We start from the raw sequence: 21375 nt of genomic DNA on the forward strand, positions 1-21375 counted from the left end.
TAACCAATATCGAGACCAGCGGGTCGATAACACTCGCGTCTTCAACCCGCGGTGAGTACCTGATCAACGGTACCATCAACCTGACGTATAACGGCAATGCTATTGGGCCAGACAGCCTGCCGGGCTGGCAGGCGCTTCAGGCCGAAGCCTCGGGCGGTGGCTACAAGGTGCTGTGGCAAAATGCGAACGGGTCATATGCTGAATGGACCACGGATGCTTCGGGGCAATACCAAGGCGGTGTTAGCATCGCCAATGTTGTGGATGTCGAAACCTTCTACAGTCACGATATTGATGGAAATGGGACCATCGGTCCTGCTCAACCAAAACTGAGCGCTTTGTTGGCACCGGAAAACAATACCGTGACGGTGGCCGAGGAGTCCGGTGCCTCCGAATGGGACGAAGATGTCGACTATCTGGAATTCGTGCCAGACTTGCCCACCTTCCAGAATGAGGAAGATATCTATGGATTGGTTGTCTCTTGCGTGAAAAACAACATTTACGGGCCTTCGACAACCATCCTGGAAGCTGTGTGGCAAGAAGCCACAGACAATGTGTCAGAAGAGGATGCCAACCTGACAATTGCATCCTTGCTGGAGGATGACAGCTTCTTTTGGTAATGTTGACCCCGCTCAGTAGGAGATGCTGATCGCGCTGCGATTGCCTCGGATACATTTCTGGTGCGAGAGAAGTGTATCTATGCCGAAGAAACGATTCAGTGATGTGCAAGTTGCCTTTGCGTTGTAACAAGCTCTGAGAGAGACGTGGGTCAACTGGTGTATGAAGATGCATTTTGGCCGACTGGCCTCAGGGAATCGTATTCAAGATCCAATCGGGGTCGGGTTTATGTGGACGGCTCAAGGCTGGCCCTTCGGGGTTGAGATATTTGAATCCATTGGGGCGTATCTCACGTCAACAAACTTTCGTTTCACGTCACGTCAAAGGAGGTATGGCGACAGTTGGCCAACCTTCTGTTGATACAAGAATAAGGGACCTTTCCAAGATCGCAGAGGAAAACCCCAGGCGCAGCGACCGCATTTACATGGCTTGCAATTGGTTCGAAATCCGCCCGGAAATGCGCTGTGCTTTTGACGCAGATCACCGAATAACTCAGAGGGTTTAACCCGATATGTGTGAAATGTGCGCGATCCAGGCATTGGTTTCGTATGCTTGTGACGACAAGGTCGATCTCGGCGTCGTGTCCAACCAAGCGAAGCGCAGCTGTCTTGCCAAGCGTAGCTGTTCCGCCGCCATACATTTCACCGGTATAGCGGCACGTTCCATCACTTAAGGAAAGCACTTCAAACTCTGCCCTGAATGGAACATGTCCGGCCAGGTTCGACTTTGCGCCGATAGCCAAAATGATCCGTGCGCCCTCCCCTGCCGCATGGGCCTGAATGGCACTTTCCGGATCATGGAACAGACCCATCAGAACGTTTTTTACCCCGCCCTCAATCAAAGCGGCCAGCAGCCCCGTTGTATCTGACGTTCCGCCTGCGCCCGGATTGTCCTGAACATCGGCTAGAACGATGGGTTTTTCGCGCCTTTGACGACATGTAGAAACGGCCTCTTCCAAAGACAACATCTTACATTCAAGATTGGCCTCACGGGACAGGAACATGCTGACAATCTCTTTGGCAGCCGCAGCCGCTTTTTCAGCAGTCAAGGCATAAGCAAGGCAGGATGGTCCGGTGTCAGGAAAATCCGCCGCCGTAAAACCAAGAGCGATCTCTGCCAGAATGCCTTGCTGTTCAAACCTGACAGGCAATTGATAGATATCACTGATCGGCGCAGAACCCGTGTGTTGCGCATGCAGGGGGATCAGGTAAGGCACCGGTTGGAACGTTTTGTATAGGGTTTCACCCGCCAGCAGGCGACGCAAGACTGGAACGCATCGTGCACCCGCTTCCGCCATATCCAAATGTGGGTAAGTGCGAAAAATCGACAGGTAATCTGAGTGTTCGACCATTTCGGTGGAAATGTTGGCGTGAAGGTCCAAACTTGCAACCACTGGAACGTCTGGACCCACAGTTTCACGAACGCGACGCAAAAGCTCTCCTTCACCGTCAGCAAGGCTTTCGGAGACCATAGCTCCGTGCAGATCAAGATAGACACCATCAATCTGGCCTGCGCCCCATATTCCGTCCAACAGCATCCCGCAGATCGTTTCGAATGCATGATCGGTGACATGGGCGGACGGTTCGGCAGAGCACCACAAAACGGGAATGACATCAAATCCCGCTGCCTGTGCCGCGGCGGTGAAACCCGCGATCGGAAGGTTCATGCCCTCGGTTTCCAGAACAACCTGTGAACCATGCAGCATTCCCGGCCAGGAATCCGCCATCTCAAACTCAGGCATCCCAGCTTTCGTTACACCGAAACAGTTGGTTTCATGTTGAAACCCCGCGATCACAATACGCTTGGTCGCCATTATGCGTGCTCAAACTCTTGTTCAGTACACACAGCGGAAAAAACCCTTTCGCCATAGCGGATGGTTTCAAGCACGACAGTGTCTGACAAGCGGTCCGGGTCGTGCAGTGGATTGCGCGAAAGAACAACAAAATCTGCAATTTTACCCGTTTCTATGGATCCGCGTTGATCTTCCTTGAACACCTGCCACGCGGCTTCAATGGTTTGGGCCCGCAGGGCTGAAATAACGCTGATCTTCTGATCCTCGCCAAGCACACGGCCAGAAGCGGATTTTCGGTTCACCGCGCAATGGGCAAGATGGATTGGACGCGTCGGTGTGACCGAGGCGTCGTTGTGGATCGTGTATCGCACGCCATACCGTTCGGCTGACGCCGCTGGCGATATCCGTTCGGCTCGCTCGGGTCCCAGGAAAGTATCGTAATGACGATCCCCCCAAAAGAAGACATGGGCGGGAAAGAAGCTGACGGTCAGACCAAGCCGGGCCATACGCTCCAATTGGTCATCCCTCAGAACCTGGCCATGGATAATGGTATGTCGATGATCCTGGCGCGGGTGTGCAACAAGCGCCTTTTCCACCGCATCTATGAACATCTCGGCACCGGCATCGCCATTGCAGTGGCAGTGAATCTGCAAGCCCTGACTGTGGAGCTTTTCTACATCCGCAACCAACTGCTCTTGCGAGGTATAGGTCATTCCACAAGGATTATCAGGGCTGGCAGGTTTGAAATATGGAGCAGACAAATACGCGGTCTGTAACTGAAAGGCCCCGTCCGTAAACAGTTTGCGCGGACCCAGCGAAAAATGCGGGTTGCCCGGCCAGCTCGTTCCAATCCAACGCGAAGATAACTCTGGCTCCAGATCTCCGACGGGCAAAAGCTCGATGTCAATTCCCGGATCCTGATCCGCAGGCAGGCTGGCGAAGTGGTCCAGCATGGGCTGCGATGCCCAGGCATTTTGGGCATAGGTCACACCATGGGCCAGGTATTCGCTGCGGCAGGCGTCAAAACCCCGCCAAAACCGGTCGCGGTCAATCAGGAAATCAGTATCGCCCATTTCACCCATGGCCGACAGCCCTTCCATCAATCCGGTCAGTGCTCCGGTTTCCGGATCGCGGCCATAACGGCCCCCCTCTGGATCAGGAGTTTCACGAGTTATCCCGCGTCTTTCCAGCGCGAGAGAATTTGCCACGCCATTATGACCCGACGCGTGAATGACCCAGATTGGATGGCGTTGTGACACGCCGTCCAGTTCGGCCCGTGTGGGCATTCGACCTTCCAGAATGGACGTATTGTCAAAGGACACCCCCATGACCCATTCACCCTCGGGTGTTGCACTCGCCTTTTCGTGAAGCCTGTCCAACGCCTGTGACATGTCTCTGCAATCCCCTAAAGGCGGCGAAGACAGATCGACACGGAACAGCTTAACAAAGCCGGGATCGGGAAAGTGCCCGTGTGGGTCGATAAAGGCGGGCATCAGGGTACGACCCTTCAGATCATGCTCGTGCGCATCCGAAGGCATGCGGGCGCGCAACTCAGCCTCGGCCCCCACTGCCTGAATTCTGTTGCCGTCAGTCAGCACCGCCTCTGGTGAAGAGTTCTGCGCATCCATAGTCAGGATGGTGCCGTTGAAGTAGAGTGTGCTTGGCATTGGATTTCCTAGTTACGACAGCGGGGCCAGACAACGCAGCCCATGGCCGCCCTTTACTTCCCATTCCGGGGTTTGGGTGCAAATGTCTCTGGCAAAGGGGCAACGCTCGCGAAACTCACAGCCAGATGGCCGCTTCAGCAGGCTGGGAGGCTCCCCTTTGAGGGCGATCCGTTCCAATCGCGCATCCGGGTCCGGCTCGGGGTTGGCGCTCAGAAGGCAGCGGGTGTAGGGATGGCGCGGGTTGTTGAAGATCGTTTCGGTTGTGCCCTCCTCGACCAAACGGCCCAGATACATGATGCCCATTCTGTCGGCCACGTGACGCACGACGCTGAGGTTGTGCGTGATGATGACCATCGCCAGCCCCAGCCTTTCGCGCAGTTCGTTGAGCAGGTTCAGCAACTCACCCTGAACCGAGACATCAAGACCGGCAGTCGGCTCATCCGCAAGGATCAGCTTGGGTTCCAGCGCCAGGGCGCGCGCGACGCCCACGCGCCGGGCCTGACCTCCTGACAGCTGATAGGGATAGCGATCGGCAAAATGCGCGGGCAGGTTCACCATTTCCAATAGGCGCTTGGCCTCGGCATCCAGATCGCGATCTTTCATACCCTGAATGCGATAGGGTTCGGTGATCAGGCTGCGGATTGTCAGGCGGGGCGACAGGCTACCGACCGGGTCCTGAAACATCATCGCCATGTCTTTACGCAGCGGGCGCATGACGCTTTCCGGCGCGCCCCGAATTTCCCGACCTTCGAATGTGACCGAACCGTCCTGTGCAGGCGCAAGACCCGCAATCGCGCGGATTACCGTCGTCTTACCCGATCCGCTTTCACCAACCAGAGCGTAAGTTTCGCCAGGTTCTACGGTAAAGCTGACACCCGCCAGAACATTGACCGGTCCATAACTGGTTTTAAGATCCACGACATTCAGCAAGCTCATGTTGCGACCTCCTCGTGGTTCAGCCAGCATGCGGCGTGGTGGCCTTCTTTCAGTTGATCCAGTGGCGGCACATCGGTCGCGCAGCGCGCCATGGCCTGATCGCAACGGTCCCGAAAGATGCACCCCCCGGGCAGGTTGGCCAGATCAGGCACTTCACCGGGGATGGTGGGCAAAACGCGGGCGCGTTCTTTGATGTGGCCGGGATCACATTCGATCAGACGACGTGTATAGGGGTGTTTAGGGTTGTGGAAAATCTCACGCACATCGCCGCTTTCGACAACGGCTCCTGCATACATCACCACCACCCGGTCGCAGAGTTCCGCGATCACGCCCAGATGGTGCGAAATAAACAGAATGGCACAATGAAACTCGCGCTGTAATTCTTGTAGGCGCTCGATGATCTGTACCTCAAGAGTGGCGTCCAATGCAGTGGTTGGCTCATCCGCGATCAAGAGGTCCGGCTCGGACATCAACGCCATTGCTATGGCGATCCGCTGGCGCATCCCACCTGAGAACTCATGCGGATACTGCTTCAGGCGCGCTTCGGGATCGGGGATGCCGACAGCACCCAGCATCTTGGCTGCGTGGGTCAATTTATCCGCCTTTGACTGCTTTGAGCGATGCTGAATGTCCAGCATCTGCTGCCCGATGGTCAGAACCGGATTGTGCGTTTGCATCGGATCCTGGAAGACAATGGATATGTCTGCACCGCGCAGGTCGCGCATCTGACGCTCGGAAGCCTTCAACAGGTCCTGCCCTTTGAAACGAACCTCACCTTGACGGAACCGCGTATTGGGGGCGGTCAGGCGCAGGATGGATGAGATCAGGGTGGATTTGCCGCATCCGGATTCCCCGACAATACCAACAATTTCACCCTTGTTGACGTTGAATGTGATGTTCCTCAGGGCCTTAAGGTCGCCACGGCCCGTTTCGTAGTCAACACTCAGGCGGTCGATTTCCAGCAGTGTATCGGTCATCGCTGTTTCCTCAATTTCGGGTCGACCACATCACGTAGGCTTTCGCCCAGGAAAGTGAATCCAAGTGTTGCCAGAATGATCGGCAGGCCCCCGCCCACCACCAGCCACGGTGTTTGGCGGATCAGGGAATAGCCATCCTTGAGCAAGGCTCCCCAACTGGGTGTCGGGGGTTTCACACCCAACCCCAAAAATGACAGCCCGGCCTCCAGCGCGATGACGGTGGGTATATCCATGGCTGCCAAGACAGCCAGAACCCCGATGATATTGGGTAGCATGTGCACACCCAGAATACGCGTCATGCTGGCCCCCATTGATCGCTCTGCCAGAATGAATTCGGAATTGCGAAGCGTCAGGGTCTGGGTTCGCGCCACGCGCCCATATGTCGGGATCGAGGTCGCCATGACCACGAATACAACTGTCTGCAAGCTGGGCCCGACAAGGGCCACAACAGCCAGTGCAAACATCACCGTCGGAAAGGACCGGATGGTATCGAAAAACAGCATCAGCAGGTTGTCGAGCCATTTCGGCCCGTACCCGGCTATCATGCCCAAAGTCAGGCCAATCGCCATCGCGCCGAAAACAGCTGGCAGCGCCACTTTAAGCGCAACCTGCCCCCCAGCAATCACCCGCGAAAACGTATCGCGACCCAGCTGATCCGTGCCCAACAGATGCGCCGCGGACGGCCCTTGCAGGCGGGATTTGATATCCATGGCAATGGGATCGTAAGGCACAATCCAGGCAGCAAATATCGCGCAGAACACGATGGTCCCAACGATTATCAAACCCATTAACCCAAGCGGGTCGCGGGCAACCCCGACTATGATCTGGCCAAGTTCGGAACGAGATTTTACCATCACTCCGCCTCCTTAATGAGCCGTGCGTGCGCGTGGATCGAGTAGCGCGTTGATCAGATCGGCCAAGGCGGTCGACACAACGAACAGTGCCGTTGATACAAGGACCGAACCCATCACAATCGGATAGTTTCGGGTCGTGATGCTGTCGATGACCAGCTTACCCAAGCCTGGTCGGGCAAAAACGATTTCGGCAAAAACGGCTGAGCTGAGCAGAAAGCCCATCCCGACCCCGATCACGGTGACCACGGGTAGAATTGCGATACGCAATGCGTAAACCATGACCACGCGACGTTCCGCGATACCAAAGGCCCGGGCGGTACGCACATGGCTTTCACCCATGACCTCGAGCATCGACGCCCGTACCAGCCGTGCGATATATCCTACCCAGCTGAGCCCTATGGCGAATGCAGGCAAAACCAGATGGTCAAGGCGGTCCCAGAACCCCTCTCCTGCCCCAATGGCGGGAAACCACTGCAAATTAACGGCGAAAACCAACAAAGCCAAAAGCGCAACAACAAAGGCCGGAGCGGCAACAAAACTGACGGAAATTGCGGCGGCGATCCGGTCGATCATCGTGTTTGGATGCGCAGCCGCATAAGCGCCAAGTGCGATACCAAGACTTGCGGACCACAGGATTGATGCAAAAATCAGCTCCAGAGTGAACGGCAATTGCTGAAACACAATCTCAGTCACAGACCGACCCGAGAAGACATCGGTGCCAAGGTCACCCTGCAAAAGGTTCGAGTAAAAGATCAGCAGCTGTTTCCAGATCGGTTGATCAAGACCAAGTGCGGCGGTGAGTTGGGCCTGAAGCTCGGGTGTGGCGCGCGGACCCAGCATGATCTGGACCGGATCGCCTGGTACAGCGCGGATCATCAGGAACATGACGGTGACCGCCACGAAAAGGATGAGCAGCGACAGCCCGAAGCGACGGGTTGCGAAGTTCAGCATGGCCAACTGGCTCCTTGTGGCTGGATGGCGTTGGTTATGGAGCGGCGAGTGTCAGCGCCCGCCGCTCCCTGTCGACCTGGGGAGGTCAGGTCGACTTGCCAAAGTAACGCAGCAGCGACAGCCCATCCGGGCGCAATGCAGGAATGACACCTGCGCTGTGAATGACCGGTGTTGCCTCGTGTGTGATGAAGCGATAGGCACCGCTTTCTTCCATCAAGTCCTGCGCACGCTGGTACATTTCAGCCCGCTTTGCGATATCTGTTTCCCCAGCCGCAGCTTCGTGGATTTCGTTGAACTCTGCGCTGTTAAAGCGTTCCCAATTCCACTTGCCAATTTGCTCGGGCGTAAACCACGACGTCGCATAATACGGGTCCGGCGTCATCGAATAGCGGTTCAGAACAAGTTGCAGGTTTTCGTTGTCGCCAGACGCCCAGAACGCACCGGATTCCAGAACATTCACCTCAACTGTGATACCGATTTGCGCCAGCGTCGCCTGAATGATCTGTGCAGTTGTCGTGAACGTTGTCTTGTTTAGCGTGTCGAGGGTCAGAGTGACGTTGGTTTCACCCGATTCCGCAAGCAGTTGCGCCGCTTTTTCGAAATTTGCCTCAGGTGGCACCAGCGAAGACGGCCGATGCCCAGCCAAACCCGGAGCAATGATCCCGGTTGCCGGTTCGGCTGCACCAAAATAGGCAGCCTCCAGAATGCTGGGGACATCTATGGCATGTTGAATCGCCTGTCGCAGCTTCTGATTTTGCAGCTTTGGATGTTCAACATTCATTCCCATCCAGACATAGTAAAGCGAGGGTTTCTCAACCAGCGATCCTCCATTGGGAACACCAGCGCGATAACGTTCGACTGAACCCAGCGACACGCGAGTTACGTCCAGTTCGCCCGCTTCAAACGCGATCTCGGCGGTGTTTTCGTCGTCGATCGGATAGATCTCGATTGTGTCCCATGTCGGAGCATCGCCCTTCCAGTCGGGGTTGCGCTTAAGAACCGTTTTTTCCTTGGGCGACCAGCTGTCCCGCAGATATGGGCCGGACTCTGCCACCGGATCAGCACCGATCCGGCCACCGGCTGCTTCGACCGCTGCTTTCGAAACAATGTTTCCGGTGATGTAAGGCAGGGCAATTGACCAAATCGGTGCGAAGGGTTTGTTCAACACAATCGTCCCTTCGCGTTCACCGGTCACTTCAACATGGCTGAACGGTCCCAGGTCGGGTTTGTTTGGGCTGTCGGTCGCGTCATCCACGATCCGTTCCATGCTGAACTTGACGTCCTCGGCGGTCATGGCGCCAAAGCCGTTGGTGAAGCCGATATCGTCACGCAATGCAAACTTGATATGGGTGGGGTCAACCTGCTCGATCATCGTTGCCGCGTCGAGCTGCCAGCCCCATTCCTCGCCTGGCTTATACTGGATCAGCTTGTTGTAGATCGAGGCATGTACCTCTTCTTCCACGACACCAACCGAGTGGGCCGGATCCATATTCTGTGCATCGCCGTAGGCCCGTACCCGCAGAACACCGTCGTCTGCTGCAAATACGCGATTTGCCCACCCCATCGGAAGCGCCGTGGTCGCTCCAAGCGCGGTTGCGCCTTTCAGGAACCCGCGACGACCAACATTGGCCTTTGTCCATTCTATCTTCATAGTATCCTCCCTAGGATTAAGTCAGAGAAATCCGCGTGGAATGGTTTCCGACCATTCCTTTGTCAGGACTTCGGTTTCATCGGCACCTTCGGTGGCGCGAAGTTTGCGGTAGAGGTAGAAATTCTGCGTGTCGCAACTCATGCGGCACTCGGTCGAGATGGCGACCTGCCACTCCGCCCGTTCGAATGTGAAATTCCAGGCCGTCTCAAACCGGGCAGTGGCCGGGTCATCCGGGTTAATGCCGTAATGCATGCGCACATCACTGCCGACAATCAGGCCGTGATAGGGATCGCGTGATTTACCATAGTCGTCAAACGTCTCAAGCACGATCCGGCCGTCTTCTGTTTCTTTACGTTCGGAATGCGACGCAGGTGTCCGCAATTGATCGGCTGCAAGAACCGGAAACTTCGGCGCCGGACCGGGTTCGGAAGCTTGGATTTCACGCGATACTTCGCGCACCGGCAAATGCAGGGCGCAGTCCTGCAAATGCAATGTCACCTGTGCCTGGTTTGGCGATGGCCAGATGATTGGCCAGTAGGACGTCGACAGGGCCAGCCGCAACACATGACCCTCACGCAGTCGATGCGCACATTCGTTTAGGGCAACCTCGGCCTCATATTCCTCGCCGGGTTGTAAGAATTCAGGTGTCTCGTGATCGCGGAAATGGCATAAGTTCAACGACCGGTAGCTGATGCGCTGTGAAATACCCTCGGGTGATACATCGCATAGGCGCGCAATAATCTGAGCGACAGGCTTGTCTACTGAAAACCGAAACTTCAGTCTTGCGCGCCCCAACAATTCCAGCGGCGCACGCAATGGCGCGCTGTCAAAGCACAGCGACAATGCATCGTCGCTTGCCTGGTCGTCGGGCAGCTCGTTATCGATCCGCATACCTGCACAAAAATACCCGCTTTGCATGCCCAAATGGCAGGGCGACGAAATGGCTGCGGAACCTTGGGCTGGGGTAGGGGAAAATTCGCCCGGTGCCAGATGCCAGATCTGTTCATGTACGTGCGGCGATGGCCAGCGACCTTCAGCTATCCAGCGACCTTGCCGAGGGCTGTTTTTCGGTGTCGGGTTGAAATGCTCCTGCATGTATGTCCGGTACGCAGGCAAATCTTCTGCGCCGTTTTCCTGTTCTTTCAACCAGCGATCAAACCAGCCGATGACTTCGGAATGGAAATCCGCAGGATCAATTTTCGAGATATGCGCGTATCGATGCTCCCATGGCCCGATGACGGCCTTGGTGGGCGATGTCAGGTTGGCTGTCAAAGCAGGCGGGGCATTTACATACGCATCTGCCCAGCCGGTTATGGCCAAAACCGGGGTTTGGATAGCAGACCAGTCTTCGCAAACCGAGCCGTGCTTCCAGTATGTGTCCCGTGTCTGATGACGCAGCCAATCGGCGGCTGAAAATGGAACGTTTTGCAGCCGCATCAGCCAATCCTCTCGCCAGTCTGCGCGTAAGGCCGGATCTGCGGGCCTGGTCAGATAAGCGAACATCTGACTACCCCAGTTCATGTTGTCGCTCAGCAGGCAACCACCCATGAAATGGATGTCATCTGCATAGCGATCCACGGTCGAGGCGACGCTGACGACGGCCTTCAACGCAGGCGGTTGCCGGAAAGCCAGTTGCAAACCATTAAACCCACCCCAAGATATTCCGATCATCCCAACGTGACCGTCGCACCAATCCTGCGCTGCGATCCATGCGATGACTTCTTCACCATCACTCAGTTCCTGTTCCGAGTATTCATCGTCGAATTGCCCTTCGCTGTCGCCCGTACCCGCTATATCGACCCGAACGCAGGCATAGTCAGCCTCGGCAAATACCTTATGTGTTGTTTCATCCCTGGGCGCTGTGCCGTCGCGTTTGCGGTAAGGCAGGTATTCCAGAATGGCCGGAGCTGGACCGGTTTCGGGTAACCAGAGTCGAGCAGCAAGCCTCCGCCCGTCGGAGAGTGTGATCCATGTGTTTTCGACGGTTTTAACTGGCATCCGAGAGCTTGTTTTTTGCGAGCTGATGCCGAAGAAGAAAACAATTTGCAGAAAAAACAAATTGTGCAATCTTATGCGAAGTGATGCTATTTGCAGCGAAATAGCGTCAAATAGCGAAGGGTTTTTCCATGTCCCAGTATTTTTCTGCCAACCTGAAGTCGCTATGCGCAGAACACGGCAATATTTCAAAGATTTGTCGGGATATTGGCGTCAACCGGCAGCAATTCAATCGGTATCTGAATGGCTCCAGCCTGCCTTCGGCCCACAACATGCGTCGGATCGCGCGCCATTTCGGCCTGACAGAAGCCGAACTGTTCGCTGAAACTGCTTACTTTGAGCAAATGCTAAAGGACGTCTTACCACCATCCGGAAAAACGCCCGCAGACGCGTTTTTGGATCCTTTTCGGGGCCAACACAAAAACCTCAGGCGCTATGTTGGTTTCTATCACTCGTTTTTCTGCACGCCTTCCTGGGAAGGGAAGATATTTTGTTCGTTAATCCGTATTCAGGAAGTTGATGGGCTTTTCGCAATCCGGTCCCGCGAAATCGCCACATCACAAGACAAAAGCATGCACCAGATTTCCCGTTACGTTGGTTTGGTGACAATGCGGGGAAACAGGATATTTATAACCGAACATGAGTTGATGCGCGAAGGCAGCGTTGCCAATACCATCTTATATTCAGCGCACCGCCAGCAACTAAAGTATCTGCGGGGAATGACGATGGGTGTTGCTTGGCGGCCTTACCCGCATCCCTATGCCGCCAAAACAATCTGGAAGCGCCTGCACGAGCGGGTAACCGCGCGTGAGGCCATTGCCGCCTGTGGTATCTACTCAACTCATAGTACCAAGATTGATCCAACTGTCAGGAAGCACCTTACCGAGGAGTGAAGTGTCGGAAGGATGTATGTGACGCTCTGTTTTTTTTCAGGATCACACCCGGCATATCAATTTGGCTTTGCTATTCTGCTTACGCGTGTCCTTTTGGTGGTGTGCGGGTGTAAAGGTACTAGGGACGTTACCGTTTTTTGTACCGTAGCCCATAGATAGTGACCCAACAGTTCATAGTGACACGATCAACTCGAGCTTTTCGCTCCGATAGTCACTGTCTGGTCCAATCAAACCGGAGACGTGTCCATCAGAATGATCGCTTTTCTCGTATTACTCGTCCAGATATGCGAAAGCCGATATCCTTGTTCCTTGCCGTCGCGGTCTAAAGCAATTTCTGCACCGAAGATCAGACTGAATCCGCGTGCGTTTCCAATAACGGCATGTTTCTGCGCCAGCGCTTCCATTCATTTGCGAACATGCAATCCCACATTTTTCGCGCTCTCCAGCAATTGCTGTCTTTGATCTCTTCCAATACCGCCATCGCTGCAGCACAGAAAACGGGGTTGCTATCAAACGTTCTGAAATAGCGATATCCCCTAAGAAAAGTAACAAGGAATTCTGCTCGTGTAACAACACCACCCACCGGATGGCCATTCGTCATTGGTTTCCCCAGTGCCGTGATACCTGGCAGGATACTCCTTCACCCCTAACAAAATGGACCGGGTCGCCTTAGAGGGATGATACATTGGGTCCAAGCAGCTTTGTCTTGTCGGCAATAAGCTGATCTTTTTCCTGTTATGGTATGCAACTTTCGCAGGTATCCCTCGAGGCGGCGCCACGGCGTCCGAAGGCAAAATGCATTTGTTGGAATGACGAAGGTCAGCGATTTTTGCTGATCACACCCTGCTCGACCCAGGCATCAAATTGCACGAGGACCGCTTCGCTGAACGCGTTGTCGTTGATATGAGCGTCAAGTTCCGTCATCGGCACACGACCCGGTATAACCTTGCGTGCCTCATCCACCATATCTGCCAGTGCTTCAGGATCATGCGCCGCCTCGCCTTCTTTGTCCCATGCTTCAACCCCCTGAACAGGCAAGAAAAAGTGGACAGGTCCCGTTGCGGCCTCCATTCGGTTGGCCAGTTCACGGATCCAAGCACGGCGTTCATCCCCATTGAAGACGGAACTCTTGATCAATCGGTTATGCACGTGAAACGGACGACCAGAATATTGGTCGGGGATGTCCTGCCAGCCCGCGAAATCCAACAGGTCCAACGCTCCGGGCGCGATCATCTGCGGTGTGCCTACGCGACCTGCACTGGTTGCACGCTCCTCGCCGCTGGACACGACAGAGCCCGCCATAAAATTTCCGAATTCCTGCATGCAGAAATCCATCACGCAGGCAAATGCGCCCTCGCCAGCCAGCTTTTCAAATGCCATGCCACCCATGCCGGTAGAGTGGAAAACCGCCACCTCAAAACCGCGTTCCTCCAACGCCGGTTTCAACGTCTTCATGTAGCGCAGACAAGACGAGCCAAGACTGGTCATTCCTATCAATGGCTTGCTGCGGTCCGGTGCAATAGCGGCCTTGGTCGCGCCAACAACTGCCCCGGCTGCCTGGCTGAGTGAAGACTGGCAAATCGAGTTCATACCATAGAGCCCGCCGGCCCACAGGATCATCTGAATATCCGGCGCCAGACGATGCGGAGGGATCAGAGGAGAAAAGCTGACAGTGGACACAATGTATTTTGGCACACCCATCGGCAGCGCTTGTGCACAGTCCAGCGCCAGATCGGTGCCCATGGTACCGCCGGTGGCCAGCATCCCGTCAAAGCGGCCATCGGCATAGGCCTGGGCAACCACTTTTGCGGCACCCGCGGACATTACCCGAAAAGCTTTATTTTCATCCCCCTGTGCGATGACTTCATCAATGGTCATGCCACCGGCAGAAGCGACGTCGTGCTTTGAGATGTCTGTTGGCGTCTTGGGATCACCCAGCACTGAGACATCCATTGTCAGTACATCAGCGCCCTGTGCGCGAATTGCGTTTTCAATGAAACGCATCTCGGCTTCTTTCGTGTCATAGGTGCCGATCAGCAGGATCGTTTTCATAGTCATAAGCTCCTCCTTCGTTCCGCCGCCATTCAGAGCTTGATCCAAGCCGTTTTCAGGTCGAAGTATTTCTCAAGCGCGTGCAAAGACTTGTCGTGCCCATTGCCGGACTGGCGCACTCCTCCAAGCGGTACGGTCAGATCAGCACCGCCATAGGTGTTCACATGCACGACGCCTGTGCGGATACCAGCCACCATACGGTGGGCGCGGCCAAGGTTAGATGTCCAGACACCGCCAGCCAGGCCATACACGGTGGCGTTCGCCAACCGGATCGCGTCTTCTTCGTTTTTGAAGGGGGTCACCGCCAGAACGGGGCCAAAGACTTCGTTCTGAAACAAGTGGTCCGTCTCTTTTACCCCGGCCATTACGGTCGGAGACATATAATAGCCGCCACTCTCCATCAGGATGCGATTACCACCGGTGCGCCGCTCTGCCCCTTCCGCCTCGGCTTTGGCAACAAAATCCAGATTGGCCTCAAGTTCCGGCAGGCTGTGAACGGCACCAATCTGGCTGTTCAGGTCCAGCGGATCGCCGACGCGAAAGTTTTCAGCATGGCGCGAGACTTCGGCCACGAAATCCTGGTAGATATCTTCCTGAACAAGAAGGCGAGAGCCAGCAACGCAGACTTGACCGGAGTTGCGGAAGATTCCCGCTACGGACACTTTGGCGGCCTCGGCCAGATCCGGGGCGTCGTTGAAGACGATGTTGGCTGACTTACCGCCCAACTCAAGGTAGCAGCGCTTCAGATTGGAACGAGCTGAATACTCCAGCAACCGACGACCCGTCGCACCTGACCCAGTGAACACCATAATGTCTACATCCATCGACAGTGCCAGTGCCTCGCCCACAACCGAGCCGCGCCCTGTCACGACGTTGAACACGCCATCCGGAACCCCGGCTTCAGCAGCCAGTTCAGCAATCTTCAAAAGGCTGAGCGAAGCGCTTTCTGCGGGTTTCAATACTACGGAATTGCCTGCCGCAAGGGCCGGAGCAATTTTCCAGCTGCCGATCATCAGCGGAAAATTCCACGGTACGATTGCACCCACCACGCCGACCGGAGCATGGTGTACCAGGCCAAGAATATCGTGACTGGTTGGCGCGATCTGGCCATAAATCTTGTCGATTGCTTCGGCATAGTACCGAAATGTCGCCGCCGCCGAAAGCGCCTCGGCTTTATAGGCCATGCTGATCTCGGTGCCGTTGTCGCGCACTCCCAGAACAGAGATTTCCAGCGCACGCTCTTCGATCAGATCCGCCAGCTTCAGCAACACTTTCTTGCGCCCTGACGGTGCCATTCCGGACCATCGCCCGTCCTCGAAAGCAACCCGAGCGGCCAGGACGGCAGCTTCAATGTCCGCCACGCTGCCATCGGCGATCCTAGTCAGAGGTTGGCCATCGATGGGGGACAACACTTCAACCTGCACACCCGTTTCACCGTCAGTGAAATTGCCGTTAATGAAGTGGCCGCGCGGGGCGACTTGCTGCATTCGCAGCGCGTCGATTAGGGACTGATCCATGGATATTCTCAACCTTGTTGATTTGGGTGATCTGCATCGACGGGTTCGGCGTTTGGTTCTGGTCGCAGCTTATTTCTGAACTCGAAGTACAGAGCCCGAAAGTGCAGAATGAGGATCAGAACAATCATACCGAACAAGATGGCGGCAATCGGTCTATCAACAAAATCCAGCGGTGAATTAACCCGAGCCATGGCGCTGCGGAGCTTGACCTCCATAATGCCGCCCAAAACCATGCCGAGGATGATCGGAACGATCGGCAAGTCCAGCCGTTTGAGGATCAGACCGAACACTCCAAATGCCGCGGCCAATGCACAGTCGGTGATCGAGTTGCGCAGGCTGTATACGCCGACAAACGCCAGGATCAGGATCATGATGCCCAGAAAACGAGTTGGAATCTGAATGATCTTGAGCAGCAAATTGGTCGAGAACAGCAAAAACACCAGAACGATCACGTTCAGCAGGATCAACGCCATATAGAGGGCCATGACGAAATCCATCTGGTTTTCGAACAGCTGCGGCCCGGGTATCACATTGTGCACGTAAAAGACTGACAACATCATTGCCGTCAGTGCCTCGCCAGGAATACCCAGCGCCAGCAGCGGGATCATCGCCGCTCCGGGAACAGCATTGTTTGCGGATTCAGAAGCCACCAGCCCTTCGGGCGAACCATCGCCAAAGGCTTCTGGATTTTTAGAGGTTTTTTGTGCGTATGTGTATGACAGGAATTGCGAGGTGAACTCGCCGGTGCCCGGCACCATGCCCATGAACACGCCGATGCTGGATGACACGGTTGCAATACGCTTGAGGCCAAGCAGCTCTATTAATCCCGCAAAGATGCTTCCGCCAACATGTGCTTCACCCGGTGCATGGTTTTTTTCCAGCAACAGAAGCAATGCCTGACTGATTGCGAACAGCCCCAGCACAACAACAATCAGGTCTACCCCAGAAGCCAGCCAGCTTTGCTCGAACGTGAAACGACGGGTGTATTTGACCGGCTCCAGCCCGACAGTGTTCAAGAACAGACCAAATGCCGCCAGCATGCCCGCTGCAAAGATCTGGCCGCGATGAGCGAGAATTACCAATATGATGCCAAGCAACGCGGCTAGGAAAATCTCACGGCTGCCAAAATGCGGGGCAACGAGTGCTAGGACGGGAGACAAGAGCATAAGGCAAATTATCGAAAAGATGCCTCCAAAAAATGACGCCGAATAGGCCAGTGACAACGCCCGATGACCCTGGCCGCGCTTCGTCATTGGATAGCCGTCATAGGTGGTCAAGGCATTGACTGCAGTGCCCGGTGTATTGATCAGGACGGCAGGGATTGCACCGCCATACATCGAGGACCCATAGATGCCTAGCAGCAGGGTCAGGCCAACGATGGGTTCAAACGCGAAAGTGGCGGGTAACAGAATGGCAATTGCCACCGGCGCTCCCACCCCTGGCAGAGCGCCAATAATCACGCCTCCGATTGACCCGATCAAAAGCGCAACGATTACCGGCCACTGCGCAAGTATCGAAAAACCTGATAATAGAGCATCCATCAGCGAAACCTCAAAGATACGTCAGCGCAAACGCGCGAACCGTGTCGGGTAAATACTCATAGAGAGCGCCGGCCGGGATTTTCACCTGCAAGAAAGCCCTGAAGATGACCGTGACACAAACGCCGAACAATGCGGCACAACCGATACCCTTAGCATCGCGAAACCCGGTGCGAATTGCCAAAAACACGGCAAATATTACCGTCGCGGGAAGATACCCAAGCAAGGGAACAGCTTTTACGTAAACGAGGAAGTAGAAAACATATTCAAACGACCTCAACCAGAATGCCACTTCGGTCCACCGTCCGTGACGCCGCTGTGACATTGCTGAACTGAGCCAGTGCAGAAATCCGAAAATCACCATGGCCCAGAGGGCTATCATTGGCCAAAGACTGGGTTGCGCAAACCACTTGGTTCGCTTGACGATTTGTGTCTGCTCGTCCAGCTGCATTAACAAAAAGACAGCAAACGCAAGGAACACGAACGCAAAAACTACATCGCCAGGACGGCGATATCGTTTGAACATGTCCTGTAAGGTTTTCGCGATCATCTCTACCTCCCCACCGATTAAAATAGGCCCGGCAGTTTGAATCCTGCCGGGCCAATCTTGAGTTATTCGCCCAGAATCTCTTCGATTTTGGCGAAAGAGGCTTTGTCTTTTTCAATCTGCGCGTTGGAGGCGTCCGGGTCCTGCCAGTAGATCAGTGCACCTGTTTCCTCGGCAAGCTGCTTGGCTTTGTCGGAGCTCAGAGCCTTTTGAGCGGCTGCCGAGATCTTCTCGCGCGCCTCTGCCGGGGTGTCTTTGTGAACGAACAGACCGTTCCATAGTGCCAAAGGCAGGTCAGGATTTAGCTCGACAACAGTCGGAGTGTCAGGGACCAGGGGAATCCGCTCACCGCCGATGCTGGCCAGAACATTCACCTGATCTAAGCAGGGTAGTATAAGTTGAAGTGTCGTGTTGATCACGTCCACGTCGCCTGAAGTCAGGGTGTTGCAGTCCAGAGCATCAAATGCGGCTTCACTGGCGAAATCAAACCCGCTGCTGACAGCAGCTGCGAATGTCACCTGGGTGGGGGGCAGGACAGAGCCGAAATGCCCCAGTGCAACATCGTTATCTTTGCCATGTTCCACCAACTCCTCCCAAGATGAGAAGGGTGCGTCTTTGCTGGACGCTATCACGAACGGATAGGTCAGGAAGATGCCAATTGGGTCAAATGGGTTGGGGTTCAGCTCTGGAATGCCAATCTCGGGGCCAATCACCGGCACGCCTATTACAAAAGAGCCGACCGTATAGCCATCACCCGGAGCAGTGGCGACTTCGACAGCACCAGGGAACGGACCACCACCACCGCCAGGCTTGTTCACGACTGCTGCTGGTACGCCGTACATTTCCTGAAATTCATCTGCGATCAGACGTGTCAATACATCCTCCAGATCGCCCGGAGGCCACGGAACGACGAAGGATACAGGTTTCTCTGGATACTCAGCGAAAGCAGCTGATGCAGAGACCGCCATTACGGCAGCGGTAAGAATTTTCTTCATAGACTCCTCCCATTGATGGTTCAAATAATGAACCGATAAGTCATGTTTATTGTTGCGTTGTTAATTACATTGTGTCAAGTATTCTCTTAAGGAGGAGGAGTAACTTATGGGAACTGCTCTTAATGCTTTGAGATTGTTGGAGTTATTCTCCAACGCACGGCCCGAAATCGGGCTGACCCAGATGGCTCGGCTATCTGGTGTCAATAAGGCGACTGTTCTTCGGCATCTGCGTGAACTGGAAGAGTTCGGATTGATCGAGCAGAATCAGGGAACAAAATCCTTTATGATTGGCCCGGCGGCACTGCGTCTTGCCGCGTTACGCGAGATTGCAAATCCCGGCCTCAAAGCAGCGCGCCTAAAAATGCAGGCCGCGATGCAACAAGCAGGAGAAAGCCTGCACCTTTCTCTTCTGGAAAATGATGTTCTTCAAACGGCGCTAGTGGTCGAGACAACTCAGCACAGCGTTCGAGTTAGCCTAGACCCCACGGAAGTCCTTCCGCTCAACGCCACAGCCTCAGGGTTGTGCATGCTTTGTTTTGGCCCTCCTGCACTTTTGGAAGGCCTCAAAAATCGCGACTTGCCCCGTATTACTGCCTCTACGCTAACGAACCTTGAACTCATTCAAGAACGTCTCGTCGAAGTAAAGGAAACCGGTTGGTCCTATAGTAACGGAAGTTTCGAAACCGGTGTTCATGGCTTTGCAGCCCCGGTTTTCGGAATTGATCAACTGGCGCTTGGGACGGTTTCATTCGCGGTTCCTGAAATCAGAACCGCAGGCGACCGGCAGCCGCCCCTACTGAATACCCTGAAACAAGTTTCGCAAGAGCTTACGGCAATCTTTGGTGGCCAGGCTCCTGCAAACTTTCCAACTGAGTTTCGACCGAGTGTTCGGTCGGACGAAATTCCCGGAGAATTTTGAAATGAAGGATTCCAACTTCCTGAAGGAAAACAACGCCCGCTATTTTTGGCACCCGATGGCGCACCCTGCCGACAGCCAAAAGAACCTACCAACCATTTTGGTCGGCGGCGAAGGGGTTAGCATCATCGATGTGGACGGCCACAAGGCCATCGACGCCGTGGGAGGGTTGTGGAACGTCAATCTGGGTTATTCCTGCGAGCCAGTGAAGCAGGCGATTGCCGACCAGCTGAACGCTTTGCCCTATTATTCAACTTTCCGTGGCACCAGCAACGACAAGGCGATCGAATTGTCATACGAGCTGGCCCGGTTCTTCGAGCCAGATGGATTGACCCGCGCGTTCTTTACTTCGGGCGGCTCCGATTCGGTTGAAATCGCACTGAAATTGGCACGACAGTACCACAAGGTACGCGGCGAGGACGGGCGCACCAAATTCATAAGCTTGAAACAGGGGTACCACGGGACCCATTTCGCTGCAGCGTCGGTCAACGGCAACCAGAAGTTCCGTGCTGCCTACGAACCGATGATGCCTGGATGTTTCCACATCCCGGCACCATGGACTTATCGCAATCCCTTCGACGAGACCGATCCCGAGCGTTTGGCACAGCTTTGCGTCAAAGCATTGGAAGCTGAGATTGCGTTCCAGGGCGCAAATACTGTTGCAGCGTTCATCATGGAACCTGTTTTGGGTGCTGGTGGTGTAATTCCACCGCACGAGAGCTTCATGCCGTTGGTGCGCGAGGTCTGCTCGAAACACGGCGTTCTGTTGATCTCGGATGAAATTATCACAGCCTTTGGCCGCACCGGCAGCGAAAGCGGAGCCCGGCACTGGGGTGTGCAGCCTGACATTATGACGACGGCCAAGGCTATTACGAACGGGTATTTCCCATTCGGCGCTGCGATGATTTCCGGTCAAGTTGCCGAAGTGTTCGAACGCGACACCACTGGCAAAGCGTCCGTCGATCAGGGCTACACCTATTCCGGCCATCCGGTCGGAGCGGCAGCAGCCTTGGCAGCACTTGCGGAAATTAACCGCCTGCGGGTGTGGGAGAACGCCGCCGCTCGTGGGGATGAACTGTTTACCGGCCTGAAAAGGCTGGCCGACAAGTACGACGTGGTCGGCGACGTGCGCGGCGGTGAGGGCCTGATGTGTGTGCTGGAACTGGTCTCGGATCGCAGCACCAAAGCACCGATTGCCAAGCATCTTCCGTTGCAGGTGCAGAAGGTTGCATATGATGACGGTGTCATGGTCCGGGTGTCGGGTAACAACATTATTCTGTCGCCACCACTGATCATCACGGCTGACGATGTGTCCAAGATCCTGTCGGCGCTGGATACCGGTTTGGCGAGCCTTTAAAATCTTCCCTGACCTCGCCGTTACAAGGCGGGGTCAGACTTTGACGGCTTGTAGTTCTTCGAGCAGGTCGAGGAGTTGGTTGAGTTTTTCTCGTCCCATTTGTTTTTCGATGCTTTGGTAGA

The 21375-nt window shown here is 55.0% G+C and carries 19 protein-coding genes; 4 read left to right on the forward strand and 15 right to left on the reverse strand.

Annotated features, from left to right (window positions below; genetic code table 11):
* Window positions 1-617, forward strand: a 617-nt coding sequence (locus tag ACR0AD_RS20140) for a hypothetical protein (RefSeq protein ID WP_480489322.1), incomplete at its 5' end; no start/stop codon positions are given.
* A gap of 308 nt (window positions 618-925) precedes the next feature.
* On the opposite strand, the gene ACR0AD_RS20145 is transcribed toward ACR0AD_RS20140, so the two are convergent.
* The 8 genes from ACR0AD_RS20145 to ACR0AD_RS20180 all read right to left on the reverse strand — a co-directional run bounded on the left by ACR0AD_RS20145 (window position 926) and on the right by ACR0AD_RS20180 (window position 11441).
* Entirely contained in the window at window positions 926-2428 is a 1503-nt protein-coding gene (locus ACR0AD_RS20145; RefSeq protein WP_480489324.1) for a M81 family metallopeptidase, read from the reverse strand.
* Window positions 2428-4074 (reverse strand): amidohydrolase, encoded by a 1647-nt coding sequence (locus ACR0AD_RS20150; RefSeq protein WP_480489326.1) that lies wholly within the window; start codon window positions 4072-4074, stop codon window positions 2428-2430. The genes ACR0AD_RS20145 and ACR0AD_RS20150 overlap by 1 nt, the downstream gene beginning before the upstream one ends.
* A gap of 12 nt (window positions 4075-4086) precedes the next feature.
* Window positions 4087-5010: an oligopeptide/dipeptide ABC transporter ATP-binding protein gene (locus ACR0AD_RS20155; protein WP_480489328.1), complete on the reverse strand. Its 924-nt coding sequence runs from the start codon at window positions 5008-5010 to the stop codon at window positions 4087-4089.
* Window positions 5007-5987: an ABC transporter ATP-binding protein gene (locus ACR0AD_RS20160; protein ID WP_480484899.1), complete on the reverse strand. Its 981-nt coding sequence runs from the start codon at window positions 5985-5987 to the stop codon at window positions 5007-5009. The genes ACR0AD_RS20155 and ACR0AD_RS20160 overlap by 4 nt, the downstream gene beginning before the upstream one ends.
* The gene (locus tag ACR0AD_RS20165) at window positions 5984-6841 is read right to left on the reverse strand and encodes an ABC transporter permease (protein ID WP_480484900.1); all 858 of its coding nucleotides are present in this window, start codon (window positions 6839-6841) and stop codon (window positions 5984-5986) included. Before ACR0AD_RS20165 ends, ACR0AD_RS20160 begins: the two co-directional genes overlap by 4 nt.
* A 12-nt stretch (window positions 6842-6853) precedes the next feature.
* Window positions 6854-7792, reverse strand: coding sequence for an ABC transporter permease (locus ACR0AD_RS20170; RefSeq protein ID WP_480484901.1), 939 nt, complete (start codon window positions 7790-7792; stop codon window positions 6854-6856).
* Window positions 7793-7877: 85 nt separating this feature from the next.
* Window positions 7878-9443, reverse strand: a complete 1566-nt coding sequence (locus ACR0AD_RS20175; protein WP_480484902.1) for an ABC transporter substrate-binding protein — start codon at window positions 9441-9443, stop codon at window positions 7878-7880.
* Window positions 9444-9464: 21 nt separating this feature from the next.
* A complete protein-coding gene (locus ACR0AD_RS20180; protein ID WP_480484903.1) occupies window positions 9465-11441 on the reverse strand; it encodes a CocE/NonD family hydrolase in 1977 nt (658 codons plus the stop codon).
* 128 nt (window positions 11442-11569) lie between these two features.
* Here ACR0AD_RS20180 and ACR0AD_RS20185 point away from each other — a divergent pair, with 128 nt between their 5' ends.
* Entirely contained in the window at window positions 11570-12331 is a 762-nt protein-coding gene (locus ACR0AD_RS20185; RefSeq protein ID WP_480489330.1) for a helix-turn-helix transcriptional regulator, read from the forward strand.
* Between the two features lie 227 nt (window positions 12332-12558).
* On the opposite strand, the gene ACR0AD_RS20190 is transcribed toward ACR0AD_RS20185, so the two are convergent.
* The 7 genes from ACR0AD_RS20190 to ACR0AD_RS20220 all read right to left on the reverse strand — a co-directional run bounded on the left by ACR0AD_RS20190 (window position 12559) and on the right by ACR0AD_RS20220 (window position 18980).
* Window positions 12559-12735, reverse strand: coding sequence for a hypothetical protein (locus ACR0AD_RS20190; RefSeq protein ID WP_480489340.1), 177 nt, complete (start codon window positions 12733-12735; stop codon window positions 12559-12561).
* Window positions 12678-12932: a hypothetical protein gene (locus ACR0AD_RS20195; protein WP_480489332.1), complete on the reverse strand. Its 255-nt coding sequence runs from the start codon at window positions 12930-12932 to the stop codon at window positions 12678-12680. Before ACR0AD_RS20195 ends, ACR0AD_RS20190 begins: the two co-directional genes overlap by 58 nt.
* Window positions 12933-13150: 218 nt before the next feature.
* A complete protein-coding gene (locus ACR0AD_RS20200) occupies window positions 13151-14389 on the reverse strand; it encodes a Tm-1-like ATP-binding domain-containing protein (RefSeq protein ID WP_480489334.1) in 1239 nt (412 codons plus the stop codon).
* Window positions 14390-14415: 26 nt separating this feature from the next.
* Window positions 14416-15900 (reverse strand): aldehyde dehydrogenase, encoded by a 1485-nt coding sequence (locus ACR0AD_RS20205; protein ID WP_480484906.1) that lies wholly within the window; start codon window positions 15898-15900, stop codon window positions 14416-14418.
* Between the two features lie 8 nt (window positions 15901-15908).
* Entirely contained in the window at window positions 15909-17441 is a 1533-nt protein-coding gene (locus ACR0AD_RS20210; protein ID WP_480489336.1) for a tripartite tricarboxylate transporter permease, read from the reverse strand.
* 10 nt (window positions 17442-17451) lie between these two features.
* The gene (locus tag ACR0AD_RS20215; RefSeq protein WP_480484908.1) at window positions 17452-17988 is read right to left on the reverse strand and encodes a tripartite tricarboxylate transporter TctB family protein; all 537 of its coding nucleotides are present in this window, start codon (window positions 17986-17988) and stop codon (window positions 17452-17454) included.
* A 62-nt stretch (window positions 17989-18050) separates the two neighbouring features.
* Window positions 18051-18980, reverse strand: coding sequence for a tripartite tricarboxylate transporter substrate binding protein (locus tag ACR0AD_RS20220; protein WP_480484909.1), 930 nt, complete (start codon window positions 18978-18980; stop codon window positions 18051-18053).
* Between the two features lie 106 nt (window positions 18981-19086).
* On the opposite strand from ACR0AD_RS20220, the gene ACR0AD_RS20225 reads away from it, so the two are divergent.
* Together ACR0AD_RS20225 and ACR0AD_RS20230 are read left to right on the forward strand one after the other, a co-directional pair.
* The gene (locus ACR0AD_RS20225) at window positions 19087-19899 is read left to right on the forward strand and encodes an IclR family transcriptional regulator (RefSeq protein ID WP_480484910.1); all 813 of its coding nucleotides are present in this window, start codon (window positions 19087-19089) and stop codon (window positions 19897-19899) included.
* A gap of 1 nt (window position 19900) precedes the next feature.
* On the forward strand, window positions 19901-21253 hold the full coding sequence (locus ACR0AD_RS20230; RefSeq protein WP_480489338.1) for an aminotransferase class III-fold pyridoxal phosphate-dependent enzyme: 1353 nt from the start codon (window positions 19901-19903) through the stop codon (window positions 21251-21253).
* Window positions 21254-21375 lie beyond the last annotated feature (122 nt).

This window comes from Ruegeria sp. BH8 (genome assembly GCF_056538065.1).